Origin of the sequence: Halopseudomonas aestusnigri, assembly GCF_002197985.1 — a bacterium.
In the GTDB taxonomy this organism is placed as follows: domain Bacteria; phylum Pseudomonadota; class Gammaproteobacteria; order Pseudomonadales; family Pseudomonadaceae; genus Halopseudomonas; species Halopseudomonas aestusnigri.
In genome coordinates this window covers 182,076-201,753 of record NZ_NBYK01000004.1, presented here as the reverse complement: position 1 = coordinate 201,753, position 19,678 = coordinate 182,076, and the positions used below count along the sequence as shown (strand labels likewise).

The following is a 19,678-nucleotide window of genomic DNA, read 5'->3' as shown; positions in this document are numbered from 1 at the left end:
CTCCGGCAAAAGGGGGTAGCCTAACGGGCGGACTTCAGGCTGTCACCGCTATCGGCCAGCGGGTATACTGCCGCACTGCCCATGTTCAGCTCAGGTTCTTGGTATGTCTGGAAACACGCTTGGTACTCTCTTCACTGTTACCACGGCTGGCGAAAGCCACGGCCCGGCTCTGGTCGCCATTGTGGATGGCTGCCCTCCCGGCCTGCCGCTGTCGAGCGAAGACCTGCAGCGTGATCTGGATCGCCGCAAGCCCGGCACCAGCCGCCACACCACCCAGCGTCAGGAACCCGATGAGGTCGAGATCCTGTCTGGCGTATTTGAGGGCGTGACCACCGGTTGCCCGATTGGTCTGCTGATTCGCAACACCGATCAGAAGTCCAAGGACTACTCGGCGATCAAGGATCTGTTCCGTCCGGCCCACGCCGATTACACCTACCACCACAAGTACGGCCTGCGCGATTACCGCGGCGGTGGCCGTTCTTCGGCGCGTGAAACAGCGATGCGTGTCGCCGCCGGTGCGATTGCCAAGAAGTATCTTGCAACCCAGGGCGTTCAGGTACGCGGGTACATGAGTCAGCTGGGTCCGATCGAGATTCCGTTCAAGAGCTGGGATGGTGTCAACGACAACGCATTTTTCAGCGCTGATCCGGACAAGATTGCCGAACTGGAAGCCTACATGGATCAGTTGCGCCGTGATCAAGATTCGGTCGGCGCCAAAATTACCGTCGTCGCCGAAGGCGTGCCGCCGGGGCTGGGTGAGCCGATCTTTGACCGTCTGGATGCGGAGCTGGCCTATGCGCTGATGAGCATCAACGCGGTCAAGGGCGTCGAAATCGGCGCGGGTTTCGCCTCGGTTGCCCAGCGCGGCACCGAACACCGTGACGAGCTGACTCCGCAAGGCTTCCTCAGCAATCAGGCCGGTGGCGTATTGGGTGGTATTTCCTCCGGTCAGCCGATTGTCGCCAGTCTGGCGCTGAAACCGACCTCCAGCATCACCACACCGGGCCGCTCGATCGACGTCAATGGTGAGCCGGTGGACGTCATTACCAAGGGCCGCCATGACCCTTGCGTCGGCATCCGCGCAACCCCTATCGCCGAGGCGATGATGGCGCTGGTGCTGATGGATCATCTGCTGCGCCACCGCGCGCAGAACGCCGATGTGAAGGTGACGACCCCGGTACTGGGCCAGCTTTGAGTCGGCACGGTCAGCCGTGAGCGCCGTCGCGGGTTCTCCGCTGCCGTACTGGCGGCTGTCCGGTTTCTATTTTGCCTACTTCGCCCTGTTGGGCGGAGTAGCGCCTTTTCTCTCACTGTATTTCGAGTCCCTCGGGTTTGAGCCCGCGCGCATTGGCGAGCTGGTTGCCATTCCGATGCTGATGCGCTGCATTGCGCCCAATCTCTGGGGTTGGCTGGGCGATGCGACAGGTCAGCGCCTGTTGATTGTGCGGGTGGGCGCGCTGCTGACGGCGCTGACGTTTGCCGGCATTTTCTGGCGGCAGGACTACTGGTGGCTGGCGGCGATCATGGCCCTGCACAGTTTCTTCTGGCATGCCGTGCTGCCGCAGTTCGAGGCCATTACTCTGGCGCATCTGGGTAGCCAGTCCTCCCGTTACAGTCAGCTCCGGCTTTGGGGCTCAGTGGGGTTCATCCTTACCGTCGTTCTGCTCGGCATGCTGCTGCAGCGCGAGGGGATGGGGGTTTATCCCATGGCCATGCTCGGCATCATGCTGTTGATCAGTCTGTGCAGCGCGCTGGTGCCAGCGCCACCGCAGCAACCTGCCGCTGCGCAGGAGCACGCTGACGGCTTCCTCCGGCGACTGTGGCGGCCGGGTGTTCCAGCCTTTTTCCTCTGTGTGGCGCTGATGCAGCTCTCGCACGGGCCGTATTACACCTTCCTGAGTATTCACCTGGAAGCGCTGGGCTATGGGCGCGGGTTGATCGGCGCGCTCTGGGCGCTTGGGGTGGTTGCGGAAATCCTGCTGTTTCTCGTCATGCATCGGGTGCTGGGTGTGTTCAGCCTGCGGGCGCTGCTGGTCGCCAGTTTCCTGATCGCGTCATTGCGCTGGGTATTGCTCGGCACCCTGGCCGATCATTTGTCCGTGCTGATTTTTGCCCAGATCCTGCACGCGGCCACCTTTGGCGCCTTCCATGTAGCCGCCATTCACTTCGTTCAGCAACGCTTTGGCGAAAGGTATCAGGGACAGGGGCAGGCGCTTTATGCGACGCTGGCGGGCGTGGGCGGTGCCTTGGGGGCGCTGTATTCAGGATATGCCTGGCAGGGCGTTGGCGCCACGCTGACATTCGGGGTGGCGGCTCTGGCAGCATTGGCTGCGGCGGTCATCCTGAGCCTGCGGCTGCGAGAAGCGGACTGAACACGGGGGATTGATGAGCATACTGGCAATATACGACGGTGGTGATCTGCAGTGCCCTCGACGGGTGCTGACCCATCTTGAGGATATCCAGTGCGCGCTGCAGGAGAGGGGGCTGTCGCTGACCATTGCAGATGCCGAGCGTCAGTCCGCCGCTGTCAGCCGCATACATGATGCTCATGGCATGCCGGCGTACCAGCAGGTGGAAGAGCAGCTCACCGAGGCGAACCTGTTTTGCTGCGGCGCTGTGGTGCGAACGGTGCAGGCTGGACGGCTGCGGTTATGCCTTGGTACCGGCGCTTGGGCAATGGTGATTGCGCTGCGCGCGGGTGACCGTATTTCTCTGCCTGCAGGCCTTGAGCAGGCCATCTTGCCCGCCGCCGGTATTGACTGCCGCTGGCAGGACAGCGCAGCCGAAGACTCGGCATTGACGTACCATCCGCTTGAAGCGCCAACACTGTCGGGCTTGTTGCCATTGGATATCTGACTTCCCCGCATGATCTATAGTGTGGTGGACACACCAACGCCAAGGGGGAAGGCAATGAACATGGGAACGGGTGGCGGTCTGCTTGGGCTGCTGATCTTGATCGGGGATATCTGGGCCATCATCAATATTTTGCAGAGTCGCTCCGAGATGGGCATGAAACTGTTGTGGATTCTGCTGGTGGTGCTGTTGCCACTGCTGGGGTTGATTATCTGGTTCGTCGCTGGCCCGCGCGGAAGCAGGGCATAGAAAAGGCCCCGGTGCGAAAGCACCGGGGCCTTTTTCGTTACACCTGGGGCTTTATTTCTCGACGAAGGCGCGCTCAATCACGTAGTGGCCCTGGTCGCCGTGGCGTGCTTCCTTGAAGCCGTTGGCGTCGAGAATTTCACAGCAGTCCTTGAGCATGCTCGGGCTGCCGCACAGCATGAAGCGATCCTGTTCCAGATCGAACTGCGGCAAGCCGATGTCGGAAAACAGCTTGCCGTTGCTCATCAGGTCGGTCAGGCGGCCCTGGTTGCGAAACGGCTCGCGGGTCACCGTCGGGTAGTAGATCAGCTTTTCACGTACCAGATCGCCGAAGTACTCGTTATTGGGCAGCACGTCGTTGATCAGATCCTGATAGGCCAGGTCGCTGACGTTGCGGCAGCCGTGAGTCAGGATCACCTTGTCGTACTGCTCGTAGGTTTCCGGGTCCTGGATGATGCTGATAAACGGCGCCAGACCGGTACCGGTGCTGAGCAGATACAGGTTGCGGCCCGGGATCAGGTGATCCAGCACCAGCGTGCCGGTGGGCTTGCGGCTGATCATGATCTGGTCGCCAGCATTGATGTTCTGCAGGCGCGAGGTCAGCGGGCCATCCGGCACCTTGATGCTGAAGAACTCCAGCGTGTCTTCGTGGTTCGGGCTGGCGATGCTGTAGGCGCGCATCAGCGGGCGGCCTTCGACTTCCAGACCGATCATGATGAAGTGACCGTTCTTGAAACGGAAACCGGGATCACGGGTGGTCCTGAAGCTGAACAGAGTGTCTGTCCAGTGGTGCACGCTGAGTACTTTTTCGGTGTTGAAGCCTGACATGACGCCTCCAGTAGTGAAGATCTCTTGGTCGGCGAGTCTACGCAGGGTTAATCTATCGGCTAAACGGATAATTCATATATGACTATTCGGGAAAACCGATTATGAAATACACCCTTCGCCAGCTTGAGGTATTCCTCGCCACGGCCTTCCATGAAAACCTCACGCGTGCAGCGGCCAGCCTGTCGATGTCGCAGTCGGCGGCCAGCAGTGCATTGAAGGATCTGGAAAGCCAGTTTGATGTGCAGTTGTTTGATCGGGTAGGCAAGCGATTGCAGCTGAATGAGCTGGGCGAAAGCATCAGGCCGCGGGCTGAGGCACTGCTTGAGCAGGCGCGCGGTCTGGAGAGTGCGCTGGCCCGGCACCAGGAGTTCGGTCACCTGCGGGTCGGCGCGACACTCAGTATCGGCAACTATCTGGCGGTCGAGATTATGGCACGTTATATGGGCGAGCAGGCCGGCGCGCGGGTCGAGCTGGAGGTGGCGAACACCGAGGCCATCGTGCGCAAGGTGGCCAACTTTGAGCTGGATCTGGGGCTGATCGAAGGGGAGAGTCGACACCCTGATCTGGAGATGATCCATTGGCGTGACGACGAACTGGTGGTGTTCTGTGCACCGGATCACCCGCTGGCCGGCAAGCCCTGGCTGACCGACGACGATTTGCTAAGCGCTGCCTGGATCGTGCGTGAGCCCGGTTCCGGTACCCGCCAGCACTTTGAGTGGGCGATGCACGGCCTGCTACCCGAGCTGAATATCAAGTTGGAGTTGCAGCACACCGAAGCCATCAAGCGGGCGGTGGAGGCAGGGCTTGGTGTGGGCTGCCTGTCCGAGATTACCCTGGTGGATGCGTTCAAGCGCGGCCGGCTGGTACCGCTGCCGGTGCCCCATCGGGACTTTCATCGCCGGTTTTACTTCGCTCTGCACCGGCAGAAGTTTCGCAGCGCCGGGGTGGAGCGCTGGCTGGCGTTGTGCAGGGAAAGTACCGAGGGATTGGCGTAGGGCCGCCGCATGCCGTGGCCGGCTTTTTTGGTATGCCTTGGGGCGGCGGGTGCGTCATGTCGCGCCCCTGCGGTTTTCGTGGGGGCAGCAAAAAAGCCGCAACGCTTGCGCGCTGCGGCTTCGTTTACCGCCAGCAATGATCAGTTGCTGCTCAGCACCAGCTCGCCATCTTTTAGCGGGATGGTAGCGCCGGGTTTGTGGTCCATGCGCACGGTACCGGTTTCGTCACCGATGCGGTATTTGACGTTATAGCCAACCACTTCATCGTGGCTGTCGTAGACGGTCTCACAGCGGCGCTCGGTGGTGGTGTAGGTGCTGTTGTTCTGCATGTTTTCCTGGATGCGGTTGCCTGCGTAACCACCGGCTGCGGCGCCGGCTACAGTGGCAATCTTCTTGCCGTTGCCGCCGCCTACCTGATTACCCAGCGCGCCACCCACTACAGCGCCGGCGATCGTGCCAAGAATTCGATTCTGGTCCTGTACCGGCTTCTGCCGGGTGACGGCGACATCATTACAGACTTCGCGCGGGGTACGCTGGGTCTGGGTGATCTCGACAACATCAAGAACGTCAGCCTCGGTGGGAGTTCTGTCCGCAAAGGCGGTGTAACCGGCGATGGCGCCGCCGGCCGTGGCCAGAGCCGCGCCGACCAGAATGCCCGTCAACATAGACTTGTTCATGATGGATACTCCTTTATGTCTATGACTGTGTCCGCGATCTTGCGGTGTATGCGCATATGGACTGCTGTCGGCCTGATCCGGTTCCCGTAGCTCGCCTCGAAACGTCAGCTTTGTGACCGGCTTGGCGCTTCAGTGCTGTTGTGCAAAGCCGCCGCTTGCCAGCAGCTCGCGAAAGCGGTGCTCGTCCACCGGCGGGCTGAACAGGTAGCCCTGGAACTGGTCGCAGCCCTGGGCGTGGAGGAAGTTCAACTGGTCGCGGGTTTCCACGCCTTCGGCGATCAGATCCATATGCAGGCTGGAGGCAATGGCGATGATGGCGCGAATAATCTCGGCATCGTTGGCATTGCCGGTGCAGTCGCGCACGAACGACTGATCGATCTTCAGCAGGTCGACTGGCAGTCGCTTGAGGTAACTGAGCGAGGAGTAGCCGGTGCCGAAGTCATCAATGGAGAAATGCACGCCGTGCTGGCGCAGTTCGTTCATCTTGTCGATGGTGTCGTTGATGTTTTCAATGACGATACCTTCGGTGATTTCCAGGCTCAGGCAGCGTGTCGGGATGGCATGCTGGCGAATAGCACCCAACACGTCGCCCACGAAGTTGGGATGGCGGAATTGCCTGGGGCTGATGTTTACGCTGAGGCAGAATGTGTCCGGGTTGACCAGCTGATCTGTCAGCAGCCCGGCGATGCACTCGCAGGCCCGGGCAAGAATCCAGCGGCCGGCATCAAAGATCAGGCTGCTTTGCTCCAAGACGTCGATAAACGCTGATGGACCAATCAGGCCGCGTTCAGGATGCTGCCAGCGCAGCAGGGCCTCGGCACCGAGAATCTTCTGGCTGCCGTAGACTACCTGCGGCTGGTAATGCAGCCTCAGCTGGTTGTCACTGAAGGCCTTGCGCAGCTCCGACTCGATGGCCAGGCGTTCGCTGGCAGCGACCTGCATGGCCTGTTCGAAGAAGGCAATGCCGTCGCGACCGTCCTCTTTGACCCGGTAGAGCGCGATATCTGCGCGCTTGAGCAGGTCTTCGGCGCTGTCGCCATGTTCCGGGATCAGGGCAATACCGATACTGGCGCTGAGTCGCAGGGCGTGACCTTCAATCTGCATTGGCTCGGAAATGGTATCAAGCAACGCCTGCGCAGTATTGGCCACCTCCTGGCGCAAGGCTGTACCGCTGGAGTGCAGGCCGCTGAGCAGTACAACAAATTCGTCTCCGCCCAGCCGGGCCACGGTGTCTTCAGCACGGGCGCGGCCGAGCAGGCGGCGGGTGACCTCCTGCAGTACGGCATCACCACAGGAGTGCCCGAGCGAGTCGTTGATATGCTTGAAGTGATCCAGGTCGAAAAACAGCAGTGCGCCACGCAGAGCGTGGCGTTGATAGAGCGCATTGAGCTGACCCAGTCGATCACTTAGCAGCAACCGGTTTGGCAGGTTGGTCAGTGCATCGTGGTAAGCCAGATGTTTGACCTTGGCTTCAATGCGTTTGTGTTCGGTGACGTCTCGCGCCGTAAGCAGAACGCACTGCAGTCCCTCTACGTTCAGCGGCTGGGCAGATACGGCTACGGTCAATTCGCTTCCCGCGCGATTGCGCATGCCCAGCTCTCGATGGTAGACCCCGCCTTGCTGGTCCATCTGGTAAATCAGCTCCTCGAGCTGGCCTGGCTCCACCCAAAGGTTGAGTTCGTCTGCACTGTGTCCGATGGCGTCCTGCTCGCGATAGCCGGTCAGGCGGCAAAACCCGTCGTTTACCTCCAGATAACGTCCGGTCAGTTTCTCGCTGATGGTGATGGCATCTGGGCTGCCTCTGAAGGCCCTGGCGAACTTGTCCTCGGAGGCGCGCAGGGCGGCTTCCGCCTGGGTGCGTGCGGTAATGTCGCGGAAACTGAACAGCACGCAGGTCTGACGGTTGATGCGCAGGCGGGTGGTTGATGTCTCGCAAAGCAGCAGATGGCCGCTGCGTGTGGCGAAGGTGAAGTGTCTTTCGAGTAGCTCTTGCGCGCCCGTTGCGGCCTCGTTGAGTGCTGCGTCTGCCTCATGGTTGCTCCACAGGCCGGCTTGCTTGGGCGTGCGCCCGATCAGGTCGGGTAATGGATAACCGAAGGTTCGGGAAAAACTCTGGTTGACCTCGATAATCCGCTGGCTTTCGCAATGGATCAGGCAATAGGCGTCAGGCGCACTCTGGAACAGCATGGAAAACTTGGCTTCGCTCTCGGCCAGAGCGTTCTGGCTTTTGCGCTGATCAGTAATGTCCATAACCGTGCCGATAATGCGGGCAGGCTGCCCGGCAGAATCCAGGTGCAGGGTGGCTGTGGCCTGCAGCCAGCGTACGCTCTTGCCGTGCGGCACCCTGTAGGTTACGAGGTAGTGGGGTTGATGGCCGCGACAGATGGTAACCAGCGCGCGACGAATGGCCCGTTTGTCTTCGCTGACGATCCGTCTCAGAAAGGCGCGTGCCGATCCCTGCCACTCGTCGGGCGCAAGGCCGTTCAGTTCAGCGGCACGGGCGGAGCAATGCAGGGTGTCACTGCCCGGTTTCCAGTCCCAGATGCCCATCTGCGCGGCATCCAGTGCCAGTCGCAGGCGTTCCTGGCTATCTCTCAGGGCGCGATCCCGGTTTTTCAGCTGGCCGGTACCGTGCACCGTCACTATCAGTCTGCGCCTGTTCTGGTGCAGGACCGTTTCGGCATGCAGTGAAACGTCGCTGCTCTGGCCGCCAGGTAACCGGACTCTGAACTCCTCGCCCTCCAGTACCCCGCCATTGACCAGTCTGGCGTGCAGGCGGTCACTGACCGAGCGCGGCAGCAAGCCAAGCTCCGCGACGGTCCGGCCCTGACAGTCTTCATTGCCAAGCCCGCTGAGCCGTTCGAAGCTCGGATTGACCTGCAGGATGCGGCGGCTGTCCAGGTCCAGCATCAATTGCGGGACGTTGCTGCTGGTGAATTCGTCAGTGCAGGAGGGCAGTGGCGATATGACCGGAAGCAGGCTGAGCACTATGCGTTGCCGGCCGTTGCTGTCGATCCTGTCCATGCTCAGGCGGCACTGCTGCAAGTTGCCGTCACGACCCAGCAGGTTTATGGGTCGGTCGCGCAGGCAGCCCTCTTGTTCAAGCGCGCTGATCAGGGCGCGCCAGTGCGCCGGGCGACCCCAAAGCGGAAAGCGGGCGACGGGCTGGTTAAGAACGTGGTCCGGCTGCCATTGAAAGTGTTGGGTGAATGCCCTGTTGAGGTCGATGATCCGCTGAGAATCTGGTTCGATCATCAGGGCAGGGCATGCCGTGAAACAGCAGATTAAAGGGCGTCTCTGACCCGTCTACGGCATCTGGTGAGTAAGTGCCTGTATTGCCTGGCATTGGTTTCTGATCCATTCAGTGGGGCCGTCTTGCCCCGGCGCCGCTTCAGCCCCGCAAATTGCCGGGCTGTTTGGCTGATTCCTTCCTTCCTTGAAGATAGCCGTGCGCATGCGGTTGGACAAGTAACCGAAAGTCGGAATCAGTCTGGATGCTGACGGGCGTCTCGGAGCAGTTCAATCAGCGCCCGGGCGGCATTGGACTGGGTGCGACCGCTGTGCCAGATGCAGCCGAGCTCACGCTGCAGGTGAACGCCCGGTAATGACAGGACGCTGACCTGGCTGTCCAGCATGCTGCGTGGGAGAACACTCCAGGCCAGGCCGATGGAGACCATCATTTTGATAGTCTCCATATAGTTGGTGCTCATGCTGATCTGTGGTTGTACGTGATGACGCTCGAACAGGTCGCTGACCACCTTGTGCGTAAAGGTATTGGTGCCGGGGAAAACAGCCGGATAGTCGGCCAGCTGTGCCAGATCGAGCGTTGGCTGGCGGGCCAGCGGGTGCTCAGGGGCGATGACAAAGTCGAGCGGGTCGTGCCAGATCAGCTCGCTCATCACCGGCGCCTCGACTTCGGGGGCAAGGGTGATCACAGCAAGTTCGATTTCGCCGTGGAGCACCTTGTCGTAGGCAACTTCGGAGTCGAGAAACTGGATGTCGAAGGACACCTGCGGATGGCGGCGGGTGAATTCGCGCAGCACCGGGGGCAGGCGATGCAGGCCGATATGGTGGCTGGTGGCAATGCTCAGGCGGCCGGAAACTTCGCTGGATAGATTGCTCAATGCCCGGCGCGTATCATTGAGCAGGCTGAGTACCTGTTCGGCACGCGGCTTGAGTGCCATGCCAGCTTCGGTCAACGATACGTGGCGGCCGATGCGATCAAACAGGCGCGCATCGAGTTGCTGCTCCAGCATGGCAATGCGCTTGCTGACTGCGGGCTGGGTCAGATGCAGCTGCTCGGCGGCACGGGAAAACGAACCGGTTTCGGCGACGGCAAGAAAGGCTTGCAGGTTGGCGGTGTCCATCTTGCATTCCAGTTGGTTATCTGTTTTATAAATAATATTCCTTTGTTTTATCTCTGGGTAAAATTTATTCTGTGCCCAGTGAAAGAGCCGCCGCAGGGCCTGCAGTTGCAGGGGACGGTGGCCACAGTCTGATGCCCAGGAGTAACCCATGTCTGCGAAAACGCTTTACGACAAGCTGTGGGACAACCATCTCGTCAAACAACGGGATGATGGTTCTGCGTTGATCTATATCGATCGTCACATTCTCCACGAAGTGACCTCGCCACAGGCGTTTGAAGGGCTGCGACTGGCTGGCCGCAAACCGTGGCGCATCGACGCCAATATCGCGACCCCGGATCACAACGTGCCGACTACCAAGGCAGAGCGCCAGGGCGGTCTCGAAGCCATCGCGGATGAAGTCTCGCGTATTCAGGTCAAAACCCTGGATGAGAACTGCGACGCCTTCGGCATCCTCGAATTCAAGATGAACGATGTGCGTCAGGGCATCGTTCACGTTGTCGGCCCGGAGCAGGGCGCGACCCTGCCGGGCATGACCGTCGTCTGCGGTGATTCGCACACCTCTACCCACGGCGCCTTTGGTGCGTTGGCGCACGGCATTGGCACCTCTGAGGTTGAGCATGTGCTGGCAACCCAGTGTCTGGTCGCCAAGAAGATGAAGAACATGCAGGTCCGCGTTGAGGGCCAATTGCCCTTTGGTGTTACCGCCAAGGACATCGTGCTGGCGGTGATCGGCAAGATCGGCACCGCGGGTGGTAACGGTCACGCGCTGGAGTTCGCGGGTAGCGCGATTCGCGATCTGTCGGTCGAAGGCCGCATGACCCTGTGCAACATGGCCATCGAAGCCGGCGCCCGTGTTGGCATGGTCGCGGTAGACGAAAAGACCATCGAATACGTCAAGGGCCGTCCGTTTGCGCCGCAGGGTGCCGAATGGGACCGCGCGGTCGAAGCCTGGAAGGATCTGGTGTCCGACGCTGATGCGCACTTTGACACCATCGTTGAGCTGCGCGCCGAAGACATCAAGCCGCAGGTCAGCTGGGGCACCTCTCCGGAGATGGTGTTGGCCGTTGATCAGAACGTGCCGGACCCGGCCGTTGAGAGCGATCCGGTCAAGCGCGACTCCATCGTGCGCGCGCTCAAGTACATGGGCCTGACCGCAAACCAGCCGATCACCGAGATCAAGCTGGATCGCGTGTTTATCGGGTCCTGCACCAACTCGCGGATTGAAGACCTGCGCGCGGCGGCGGCTGTGGCCAAGGGCCGCAAGGTGGCAGCCAGCGTCAAGCAGGCGCTGGTTGTCCCGGGCTCCGGTCTGGTCAAGGCGCAGGCCGAGAAGGAAGGGCTGGACAAGATCTTTATCGAAGCCGGTTTTGAATGGCGTGAGCCCGGTTGTTCCATGTGTCTGGCGATGAACCCGGACCGCCTGGAAAGTGGCGAGCATTGCGCATCCACGTCCAACCGCAACTTTGAAGGTCGTCAGGGCAACGGCGGGCGCACCCACCTGGTGAGTCCGGCAATGGCCGCTGCCGCAGCGGTGACCGGTCGTTTCATTGATGTTCGCGAATTGATGCAGGCCTGAGGAGTGCCCCGATGAGAGCTTTTACCCAACATACCGGCCTGGTCTGCCCGCTTGATCGTGCCAACGTCGATACCGATCAGATCATTCCGAAGCAGTTTCTGAAGTCGATCAAGCGCACCGGTTTTGGTCCGAACCTGTTTGACGAGTGGCGTTACCTGGATGTCGGCCAGCCGAATCAGGACAACTCCCAGCGGCCGATCAACGAAGATTTCGTGCTGAACTTCCCACGTTACAAGGGTGCCAGTGTGCTGCTGGCGCGCGAAAACTTCGGCTGTGGTTCGTCCCGCGAGCATGCGCCTTGGGCGCTGGATGAGTACGGCTTCCGCACGGTGATTGCACCGAGCTTTGCCGATATCTTCTACAACAACAGCTTCAAGAACGGCCTTCTGCCGATCATCCTTTCGGACGAGGCGCTGGACGAGCTGTTCGAGCAATGTGAGGCCACCGAAGGTTATCAGCTGACGGTCGACCTGCAGGCGCAGACCGTAACCCGTCCGGACGGCAAGCAATATGCGTTCGAGATCGACGCCTTCCGCAAGCATTGCCTGCTCAACGGTCTGGATGATATTGGCCTGACACTGCGTGATGCCGATGCGATCAGCGCCTTCGAAGCCGGCCACAGGCAGCGTCAACCCTGGCTGTTTCGCGACGCCTGACACGGGCTGCACCTGAACAATGGGTGCACTGCGGCTGGCGCGGTGCACCATGAATGATTACGAGGAAACACATGAGCAAACAGATTCTGATCCTGCCGGGCGATGGTATTGGTCCGGAGATCATGGCCGAAGCGGTCAAGGTGCTGGAAGTGGCCAACAGCAAGTTCAATCTCGGCTTCGAGCTGAGTTTCGACGACCTGGGTGGTGCTGCATACGACCGTTACGGCGTGCCGCTGGCTGACGAAACCCTGGAGCGCGCCCGTGCCGCTGACGCGATATTGCTGGGTGCAGTTGGTGGTCCGAAGTGGGACACCATCGATCCTGCGCTGCGCCCTGAGCGTGGCCTGCTGAAAATTCGCTCCGAGCTGGGTCTGTTTGGCAACCTGCGCCCGGCGATTCTGTATCCGCAGCTGGCGCAAGCCTCGACGCTCAAACCGGAAGTTGTCTCCGGCCTGGATATCCTGATCGTGCGCGAGCTGACCGGTGGCATCTACTTCGGCAAGCCGCGCGAGCGCACCACGCTGGAAAACGGCGAGCGCATGGCTTTTGATACGCTGCCCTACAGCGAGAGCGAAGTGCGCCGCATTGCCAAGGTCGGTTTCGACATGGCAATGGTCCGCAACAAGAAGCTTTGCTCGGTCGACAAGGCCAACGTGCTGGCGTCCAGCCAGCTGTGGCGCGAAGTGGTCGAGGAGGTGGCCAAGGATTATCCGGAAGTCGAGCTGTCGCATATGTACGTCGACAACGCGGCCATGCAGCTGGTCCGTGCACCGAAGCAGTTTGACGTGATGGTGACCGACAACATGTTCGGCGATATTCTCTCCGATCAGGCCTCCATGCTGACCGGTTCAATCGGCATGCTGCCTTCGGCGTCGCTGGATGTGAACAACAAGGGCATGTATGAGCCGTGTCACGGCAGTGCGCCGGATATCGCCGGCCAGGGTATCGCCAACCCGCTGGCAACCATCCTGTCGGTATCCATGATGCTGCGTTACAGTTTTGCCCAGGTAGCGGCGGCTGATGCCATCGAGCAGGCGGTCAGCCAGGTGCTGGATCAGGGGCTGCGTACCGGCGACATCCTGTCTGAAGGGTGCCGCAAGGTCGGTACAGTGGAAATGGGTGATGCCGTAGTAGCAGCACTGAAAAACCTGTAATCTGTTCGACTATCCATTTACGCCCGGCTTCGGCCGGGCGTATGTGTCTTTGAATCTGTTACCCCACGGGGGTTGTTGTTATGAAGCAAGTTGGTTTGGTTGGTTGGCGTGGCATGGTCGGCTCTGTGCTGATGCAACGCATGCGCGACGAGAATGATTTTGCTGATATTGATCCGGTGTTTTTCACCACATCCAACGTGGGTGGCAAAGGTCCGGATATTGGCAAGGACATTCCTGCGCTCAAGGACGCTTTTGACCTTGAAGCTCTCAAGCCGATGGACGTCATCATTACCTGTCAGGGTGGCGATTACACCAGTGAGGTGTATCCCAAGCTGCGCGCCGAGGGTTGGAAAGGCTACTGGATCGATGCGGCCTCTACACTGCGAATGGAAGACGATGCCGTTATCGTGCTGGATCCGGTCAACCGTCGTAACATTGATCAGGCGCTGCGTGATGGTATCAAGACATTCGTTGGTGGCAACTGCACTGTCAGCCTGATGCTGATGGGTCTCGGTGGCCTGTTTGAGCAGGGGCTGGTCGAGTGGATGAGCGCCATGACCTATCAGGCGGCCAGCGGTGCCGGTGCCCAGAACATGCGCGAGCTGATCAGTCAGATGGGCGCAATCAACGCGTCCGTTGCCGATCAGCTGGCTGATCCTGCCAGTGCGATTCTGGAAATTGATCGTACTGTTGCCTCGACCCTGCGCAGTGACGCCTTCCCGGTGGACAACTTTGGTGTGCCGCTGGCTGGCAGCCTGATTCCGTGGATCGACAAGCAACTGCCAAACGGTCAAAGCCGCGAAGAGTGGAAGGCGCAGGCCGAAACCAACAAGATCATCGGTCGCAGCGGCCGTCCGATCCCGGTTGATGGTATCTGTGTGCGCATCGGTGCCATGCGCTGCCACAGCCAGGCGCTGACTATCAAGCTGAACAAGGATGTGCCGCTGGCAGATATCGAAGCACTGCTGGCCCAGCACAACCCCTGGTCCAAGGTGATTCCCAACACCAAGGAAGACACCCTGGTTGGCCTGACGCCGACTGCCGTTACCGGCACCCTGAGTGTACCGGTAGGGCGGCTGCGCAAGCTGAACATGGGTTCGCAGTATCTGTCGGCCTTCACTGTGGGCGACCAGTTGTTGTGGGGCGCGGCAGAACCGCTGCGCCGCATGCTGCGGATTCTGCAGGAAGGTTGATCGCAGCGCGTTTGGCGCGTGTGCGGTAACGATCAGGGCATCCCGTTTCGTCGGGATGCCCTTTGTGTTTGTGTAATGCGTGAAATAGATGAAGGGCAGGGTATGAGCAAAGCATCAGGTGTGGCGATTGTCGGTGTCAGCAGTCTGGTTGGCGACATGCTGGTCAACATGCTGGACGAGCATGAGCATTCGTTCTCCTCCGTTGCGCTGGTTGATGTCGACGACGAGGCGGGTGAGCGCCGCATGATCAAAGGCCAGAGTGTTCGGGTTGAAGCGCTTTCCGGCTTTGATTTTTCATCGGTTGCGGTTGCGATCGTCGCAGGCGAGCGGGAATTCGGCCTGCAGTGCATCGGTGCTATTCGTGATGCCGGTGCGCTGGTGGTCGATACGACAGGTCTGCTGGCGGGTCAGGGCGCCAGTGTTGTTGCAGAGGTGAACCCTCAGGCGCTGGCCGATGCGGCGCAGCGCCGTGCAGTATCTTGCCCGGATGCTCAGGTCGTGCAGAGTGCGCTGGTGTTGAAGGCGCTTGCCGGAATGTCGGATCTGCGGCGTGTGAGTATCTCCACCTATCAGTCAATGTCTACTCATAGCAAGGCTGCTGTGGAAGGGCTGGCGATGCAGACCGGTCGACTGCTCAATGGCCAGCCAATTGAGAAGGGCGGTGTCCTCGATAAGCAGGTGGCGTTCAACCTGTTGCCGGCCACCAGCGAAATCGATGCTTCCGGGGCGAGCCGCGAGGAGCGTGACCTGGTAAATGGCGTGATTGATGTGCTCGGGCTCAAAGATGTCCCGGTGCTGGCGAGCTGCGTGCTGGTGCCGCTGTTCTACGGTACCGCCCAGATGATGCAGGTCACGACCGCCGAGCCGCTCGACAGCAAAAAGGTGGGCAACATCCTGCGTCGGGTCAAGGGTATCAAGGTGCTGGACAAGGAGGGTCCGGGCGGCTTCCCGACGCCGGTAACCGATGCCACTGGCACGGATGAGGTCTGGGTGGGTCGGATTCGCCAGGATGTCACTGATCCGAACACCACACATTTGTGGATTGTGTCTGATAATCTTCGAAAAGGTGTCGCACTTAACAGTCTGGCAGTGGCCGGATTGTTGATAAAAGACTATTTGTAATCGATACTTGCTGGTGTTTTTGTATCAAGCAGGTTAGGTTTTGCAGGACAAAGACCGTTTGGGCATGGCGTTGCATTCGCAACTTGCTCGGGCCGGGTGGGGAGCCTTTGGCGTAAGCCAGTCCGAGCATGGGGTGCGTTGGGACGTGAGAAAACGATAAGAGCAAAGGATTACCGCTATGGTTCGCAAATTGGTTATCGCTGTCGCCGCAGCAAGTGCCGTGATGTCGTCCGGGATGGTTCACGCATTAGGGGTAGGCGATATCCATCTGAACTCCGCGCTGAATCAGCCGCTGGATGCAGAGATTGACCTTACTCAGGTTCGTGATCTGTCCGGCGATGAAATTCGCTCCATGTTGGCGTCGCCCGATGACTTCGGACGCGCCGGCATTGACAGAACCTTCTTTCTTACCGATCTCAAGTTTCAGCCGGTCATCAAGCCCAATGGCCGCTCGGTTATTCGCGTTACCTCCAGCCGCCCTGTCAATGAGCCGTTTCTGAACTTCCTGATGGAAGTGCGCTGGCCGTCCGGGCGGGTGCTGCGCGAGTTCACCATCCTGCTTGACCCGCCCATGTATCAGCCAACGCCGGTCGTCAGCAGCTCCACTATCTCTGCACCCGTGTCTTCGTCGGCACCGCAGGTTGCGGCGGCGCGACCCAGTGCGGCAGGTCTGGCATCAGCTGCGGCCGTTTCCGCTCCACCGGCCAGTGCTTCGTCTCCCACTGCCGCGGCGCCGGCACCGGCAGCGAGTTCAGGTACCCGAACAGGCCAGCTGACGACCACACGCTCCGACACACTTTGGGATCTGGCGTTGCGGGCTCGCCCCCAGGGCGCAAGCGTGCACCAGACCATGCTGGCGATTCAGGACCTGAATCCTAACGCCTTCATCAACGGTAATATCAATCAGCTCAAGGCGGGGCAAACACTGACCTTGCCGAGCGCCCAGCAGGCGACCGCTCGCAGCAACTCCGAGGCGATTGCCGAGGTCGCCGCGCAGAACAGTGCATGGCGCAATCGCCGGGCACCGACTGCCGCTCAGGCGCAGGCGCCTCAGCTCGATGCGCGTGAGCGCCAGTCGGCCGGTGCAGCACCCGAGGCCGTAGATGCTCAGGACTCACTGCGTCTGGTATCGGGCACCGAAGGCACGGCGGCAGAGGCTGCCGGCAGCTCCAATGCCGATGCCGGAGGGGCGCAGCTGCGTGATGCGCTGGATCGCACCAAGGAGCAGCTGGATGCCGCTGAGCGTGAAAAGGCGGAAATGACCGATCGCCTGAATGACGTTCAAGGGCAGCTTGAAACCCTGCAACGCCTGCTTGAATTGAAAGATGCCCAGCTGGCTGCATTGCAGCAGCAGGTCGCTGACGCGGGTGCGGAGCCGGCGGTAACAGCCGAGGAAGCTGCCGAGCTGGCCGACGTCGCGGAAGCAGAGGCGGACGCCGCAGCAGACGTCGAAAGCAGCGTAATGGTTGCAGAACCGGAAGCCGCGTCAGAGGCAACTTCCGAGGAGCAGGCTGCTGAAGACGTAGCTGCCGACGCGCAAGCCCCTGCCGAAACCGAGGCGTCAGAGCCCGCTGTCGAGGAGCCCGTTGTAGCGGAACAAGCACCAGAGCCAGTCGCCGAGCCAGAGTCTGTGGTCCCGGCTGAACCTGCGCCGGTTGCAGAGCCTGCGGATAGCGACCCGATGGCTGTTATCAAGGGGCTGATGCAAAATCAGATGCTGATGATCGGCGGGGGCGTTGTTGCGGTTCTTCTGCTTCTGCTGGTGTTGATGTCAATTTCGCGTCGCAACGCCCGTCGCGAGGAGGCAATGGCGGATAACTTCATTGCCGACGCTGCCGAGCAGGATGGTGATCAGCTCACTGACAGCGATGATTTCAATGTTGCTCTGGCCGACGCAGAGGGTATGGACGGGGCCGATGAGCTAGATTTGGCCGCTGACCCGCTGGTTGAAGCCGATGCTCTGATGGCTTACGGCAAGCTGCAGGAGGCGCGTGATGTGCTGGTGGCAGCCGTGGCGGCGGACCCGGCACGTGAGGAGCTGCGCCTGAAACTGATGGAAGTGAACGGTTTGCTTGAAGATAGCGCCGGCTATCTGGAGCAGCGTGCTGCCGTTACTGCGCAAAACCCGTCTTCCGCTCGCGTGGCTGAGCTGGATGCCCGTTTCCCGCTGATGGCCGCAGCCGCTGCCGGAGCCGCTGCTGCCGCAGCGCAGTGGGACGAAACGGATCTGGCCGATCTGGATCCGTCCGCTGCAGGTCAGAACGATCAGGCTGACGTCGACGCGGATATGGACTTTGATTTCAGCGAGTTTGATCTTGGGGACGCCAGCGATACTACCCCGTCCGCCGAGCTGGCATTTGACGAGCCGGTTGCCGAGCCTGAGCCTGCCGCGCCGGCAGCAGAGGGCTTTGATCTGGACTTTGATCTGGAAGACGGCAGTGCACAGCCTGTGGCTCAGGAAGAGGAGCCGACTGCCTCCGCGCCCTTTGAGCCAGAGCTGCCTGATAGTCAGGTTGACAGCATCAATTTTGACGAATTTGAGCTGGATGTTGATGATCTGGCGTTGCCCGCAGATGAAGCGGAGCCCGCAGCCGATTCGTCAACACCATCTCTTGAGGCGGATTTCGATCTGGCCATGACCGACGATCTTCAGGCAGAAGACTTGATGGCTGACTTTGCCGCACTGAGCGACGAGCCGGTCGAGGAGCCAGCGTCAACCGTTGCTGCCGAGCCACTGGATTTGTCCGCTGACGCTGACATCAAGCTGGAGGACGACGCGATCGAGTTTGAGCTGCCGGAGGATGTGGCGTTGCCTGAGGATATTGAGGTGCCCGCTGATACCGAGTTGTCACTGGATGACTTCGAGCTGCCGGAGATGGATGAGGTAGCTCCGGCTGTCGTTGAAGCAGAGGCGGCGCTGGCTACTGAATCGGACGAGGAGGACGATGAGTTCGACTTCCTGTCCGGCACCGACGAGTGTGCGACCAAGCTGGATCTGGCGAGGGCCTACATCGATATGGGTGACCAGGAAGGTGCACGCGATATCCTCAACGAAGTGATTGAAGAGGGTAATGACCAGCAGAAGCAGGAAGCACAGAGCATGATGGAGCACCTGGCTGACTGATGACAGAGTTTGATCTCGCAACAGCGGCCGCCCCTGAGGCGGCCGCTGTTGTTTCCAGAGTGGCGGCATGTGTCGAGTACAAGGGTACGGCCTATCGCGGCTGGCAGCGCCAGCAGTCGGGTGTACCCAGCGTGCAGGAGGCCGTGGAGAAGGCGCTGGGGTGCGTGGCAAATCATCCGGTACAGGTTTTCTGTGCTGGCCGCACCGATGCCGGGGTTCACGCGTCCTGCCAGGTGATTCACTTTGACAGTGACGCGCATCGTTCGCCGCGAAACTGGATTCATGGAGCCAATGCCAACCTGCCGGCGGATATCTCGCTGAGCTGGGTTACGCCGATCGGTCTGGATTTTCACGCGCGGTTTTCTGCCGTTGCCCGGCGCTATCGCTATGTGATCTATAACGATCCCATTCGGCCCGCGCATCTGGCCCATGAAGTGACCTGGAATTACCGGCCGCTGGATATCCAGCGCATGCGTGTTGCCGCCCGGGCGCTGGTTGGTACGCATGACTTTACGTCCTACCGTGCGGTTGGCTGTCAGGCCAAGTCGCCAATCAAGACTATCCATCACCTTGAACTGCTGGAGTTCGGCCGTTTTATCGTGCTGGATATCCGTGCCAATGCCTTTCTGCACCATATGGTGCGCAATATTGCCGGGGTCCTGATGCAGATTGGTTGCGGCGAGCAGCCGGTGGAGTGGGCGCAGCAGGTGCTTGAGGTGCGCGATCGCGCGCAGGGCGGTCTGACCGCACCGGCTTACGGCTTGTATCTGGTCGATGTGACCTACCCCGAGACCTTTGCTCTGCCTGAGCGATATCTGGGGCCGCACTTTCTGTCTGCACTCCCTGATGTGGCGAACTGACGCCCCTGATGTGATCTGCTAACATCG

16 protein-coding genes are annotated in these 19,678 nt (G+C 60.4%); 12 read left to right on the top strand and 4 right to left on the bottom strand.

Going from position 1 to position 19,678, the window contains the following annotated elements:
• Positions 1-103: 103 nt before the first annotated feature.
• Genes aroC through B7O88_RS08585 form a run of 4 tightly spaced genes read left to right on the top strand, consistent with a single transcriptional unit; the run spans position 104 to position 3,102 of the window.
• A complete protein-coding gene (gene aroC, locus B7O88_RS08600) occupies positions 104-1,195 on the top strand; it encodes a chorismate synthase (protein WP_088275213.1) in 1,092 nt (363 codons plus the stop codon).
• A gap of 16 nt (positions 1,196-1,211) precedes the next feature.
• Complete coding sequence (locus tag B7O88_RS08595; protein ID WP_088275211.1) at positions 1,212-2,372, top strand: MFS transporter; 1,161 nt, start codon at positions 1,212-1,214, stop codon at positions 2,370-2,372.
• 13 nt (positions 2,373-2,385) lie between these two features.
• Positions 2,386-2,856 carry a hypothetical protein gene (locus B7O88_RS08590; RefSeq protein ID WP_088275210.1) on the top strand — a complete coding sequence of 157 codons (471 nt, stop codon included), beginning with the start codon at positions 2,386-2,388 and terminating at the stop codon, positions 2,854-2,856.
• A gap of 60 nt (positions 2,857-2,916) precedes the next feature.
• Complete coding sequence (locus B7O88_RS08585) at positions 2,917-3,102, top strand: PLDc N-terminal domain-containing protein (protein ID WP_088275208.1); 186 nt, start codon at positions 2,917-2,919, stop codon at positions 3,100-3,102.
• 51 nt (positions 3,103-3,153) lie between these two features.
• Here B7O88_RS08585 and B7O88_RS08580 read toward each other — a convergent pair whose 3' ends face one another.
• Positions 3,154-3,927, bottom strand: coding sequence for a ferredoxin--NADP reductase (locus B7O88_RS08580; RefSeq protein WP_088275206.1), 774 nt, complete (start codon positions 3,925-3,927; stop codon positions 3,154-3,156).
• A gap of 101 nt (positions 3,928-4,028) precedes the next feature.
• On the opposite strand from B7O88_RS08580, the gene B7O88_RS08575 reads away from it, so the two are divergent.
• A complete protein-coding gene (locus tag B7O88_RS08575; RefSeq protein WP_088275204.1) occupies positions 4,029-4,922 on the top strand; it encodes a LysR family transcriptional regulator in 894 nt (297 codons plus the stop codon).
• 140 nt (positions 4,923-5,062) lie between these two features.
• Here the strand turns inward: B7O88_RS08575 and B7O88_RS08570 are convergent, their stop codons facing one another.
• The 3 genes from B7O88_RS08570 to B7O88_RS08560 all read right to left on the bottom strand — a co-directional run bounded on the left by B7O88_RS08570 (position 5,063) and on the right by B7O88_RS08560 (position 9,966).
• Complete coding sequence (locus B7O88_RS08570; protein WP_088275202.1) at positions 5,063-5,599, bottom strand: glycine zipper 2TM domain-containing protein; 537 nt, start codon at positions 5,597-5,599, stop codon at positions 5,063-5,065.
• Between the two features lie 129 nt (positions 5,600-5,728).
• Complete coding sequence (locus B7O88_RS08565) at positions 5,729-8,854, bottom strand: bifunctional diguanylate cyclase/phosphodiesterase (RefSeq protein ID WP_088275200.1); 3,126 nt, start codon at positions 8,852-8,854, stop codon at positions 5,729-5,731.
• Between the two features lie 230 nt (positions 8,855-9,084).
• A complete protein-coding gene (locus B7O88_RS08560) occupies positions 9,085-9,966 on the bottom strand; it encodes a LysR family transcriptional regulator (RefSeq protein WP_088275198.1) in 882 nt (293 codons plus the stop codon).
• A 148-nt stretch (positions 9,967-10,114) separates the two neighbouring features.
• Between B7O88_RS08560 and leuC the strand changes: the two genes are divergently transcribed.
• The 7 genes from leuC to truA all read left to right on the top strand — a co-directional run bounded on the left by leuC (position 10,115) and on the right by truA (position 19,651).
• Positions 10,115-11,542 (top strand): 3-isopropylmalate dehydratase large subunit, encoded by a 1,428-nt coding sequence (leuC, locus tag B7O88_RS08555; RefSeq protein ID WP_088275196.1) that lies wholly within the window; start codon positions 10,115-10,117, stop codon positions 11,540-11,542.
• 11 nt (positions 11,543-11,553) lie between these two features.
• Complete coding sequence (gene leuD, locus B7O88_RS08550) at positions 11,554-12,198, top strand: 3-isopropylmalate dehydratase small subunit (protein WP_088275194.1); 645 nt, start codon at positions 11,554-11,556, stop codon at positions 12,196-12,198.
• Between the two features lie 71 nt (positions 12,199-12,269).
• Positions 12,270-13,352: a 3-isopropylmalate dehydrogenase gene (gene leuB, locus B7O88_RS08545; RefSeq protein ID WP_088275192.1), complete on the top strand. Its 1,083-nt coding sequence runs from the start codon at positions 12,270-12,272 to the stop codon at positions 13,350-13,352.
• 80 nt (positions 13,353-13,432) lie between these two features.
• On the top strand, positions 13,433-14,545 hold the full coding sequence (gene asd, locus B7O88_RS08540; RefSeq protein WP_088275190.1) for an aspartate-semialdehyde dehydrogenase: 1,113 nt from the start codon (positions 13,433-13,435) through the stop codon (positions 14,543-14,545).
• A gap of 102 nt (positions 14,546-14,647) precedes the next feature.
• A complete protein-coding gene (locus B7O88_RS08535; RefSeq protein ID WP_160003155.1) occupies positions 14,648-15,667 on the top strand; it encodes an aspartate-semialdehyde dehydrogenase in 1,020 nt (339 codons plus the stop codon).
• A gap of 178 nt (positions 15,668-15,845) precedes the next feature.
• The gene (locus tag B7O88_RS08530) at positions 15,846-18,791 is read left to right on the top strand and encodes a FimV/HubP family polar landmark protein (RefSeq protein WP_088275187.1); all 2,946 of its coding nucleotides are present in this window, start codon (positions 15,846-15,848) and stop codon (positions 18,789-18,791) included.
• Complete coding sequence (gene truA / locus B7O88_RS08525; RefSeq protein ID WP_088275185.1) at positions 18,791-19,651, top strand: tRNA pseudouridine(38-40) synthase TruA; 861 nt, start codon at positions 18,791-18,793, stop codon at positions 19,649-19,651. Before B7O88_RS08530 ends, truA begins: the two co-directional genes overlap by 1 nt.
• Positions 19,652-19,678: the final 27 nt, after the last annotated feature.

What these genes read in the sequence shown, in the direction of transcription:
- aroC (WP_088275213.1), top strand. Translation starts at nt 104, where the DNA reads ATGTCTGGAAACACGCTTGGTACTCTCTTCACTGTTACCACGGCTGGC.
- B7O88_RS08590 (WP_088275210.1), top strand. Translation starts at nt 2,386, where the DNA reads ATGAGCATACTGGCAATATACGACGGTGGTGATCTGCAGTGCCCTCGA.
- B7O88_RS08585 (WP_088275208.1), top strand. Translation starts at nt 2,917, where the DNA reads ATGGGAACGGGTGGCGGTCTGCTTGGGCTGCTGATCTTGATCGGGGAT.
- B7O88_RS08580 (WP_088275206.1), bottom strand. Translation starts at nt 3,927, where the DNA reads ATGTCAGGCTTCAACACCGAAAAAGTACTCAGCGTGCACCACTGGACA.
- B7O88_RS08575 (WP_088275204.1), top strand. Translation starts at nt 4,029, where the DNA reads ATGAAATACACCCTTCGCCAGCTTGAGGTATTCCTCGCCACGGCCTTC.
- B7O88_RS08570 (WP_088275202.1), bottom strand. Translation starts at nt 5,599, where the DNA reads ATGAACAAGTCTATGTTGACGGGCATTCTGGTCGGCGCGGCTCTGGCC.
- B7O88_RS08565 (WP_088275200.1), bottom strand. Translation starts at nt 8,854, where the DNA reads ATGATCGAACCAGATTCTCAGCGGATCATCGACCTCAACAGGGCATTC.
- B7O88_RS08560 (WP_088275198.1), bottom strand. Translation starts at nt 9,966, where the DNA reads ATGGACACCGCCAACCTGCAAGCCTTTCTTGCCGTCGCCGAAACCGGT.
- leuC (WP_088275196.1), top strand. Translation starts at nt 10,115, where the DNA reads ATGTCTGCGAAAACGCTTTACGACAAGCTGTGGGACAACCATCTCGTC.
- leuD (WP_088275194.1), top strand. Translation starts at nt 11,554, where the DNA reads ATGAGAGCTTTTACCCAACATACCGGCCTGGTCTGCCCGCTTGATCGT.
- leuB (WP_088275192.1), top strand. Translation starts at nt 12,270, where the DNA reads ATGAGCAAACAGATTCTGATCCTGCCGGGCGATGGTATTGGTCCGGAG.
- asd (WP_088275190.1), top strand. Translation starts at nt 13,433, where the DNA reads ATGAAGCAAGTTGGTTTGGTTGGTTGGCGTGGCATGGTCGGCTCTGTG.
- B7O88_RS08535 (WP_160003155.1), top strand. Translation starts at nt 14,648, where the DNA reads ATGAGCAAAGCATCAGGTGTGGCGATTGTCGGTGTCAGCAGTCTGGTT.
- B7O88_RS08530 (WP_088275187.1), top strand. Translation starts at nt 15,846, where the DNA reads ATGGTTCGCAAATTGGTTATCGCTGTCGCCGCAGCAAGTGCCGTGATG.
- truA (WP_088275185.1), top strand. Translation starts at nt 18,791, where the DNA reads ATGACAGAGTTTGATCTCGCAACAGCGGCCGCCCCTGAGGCGGCCGCT.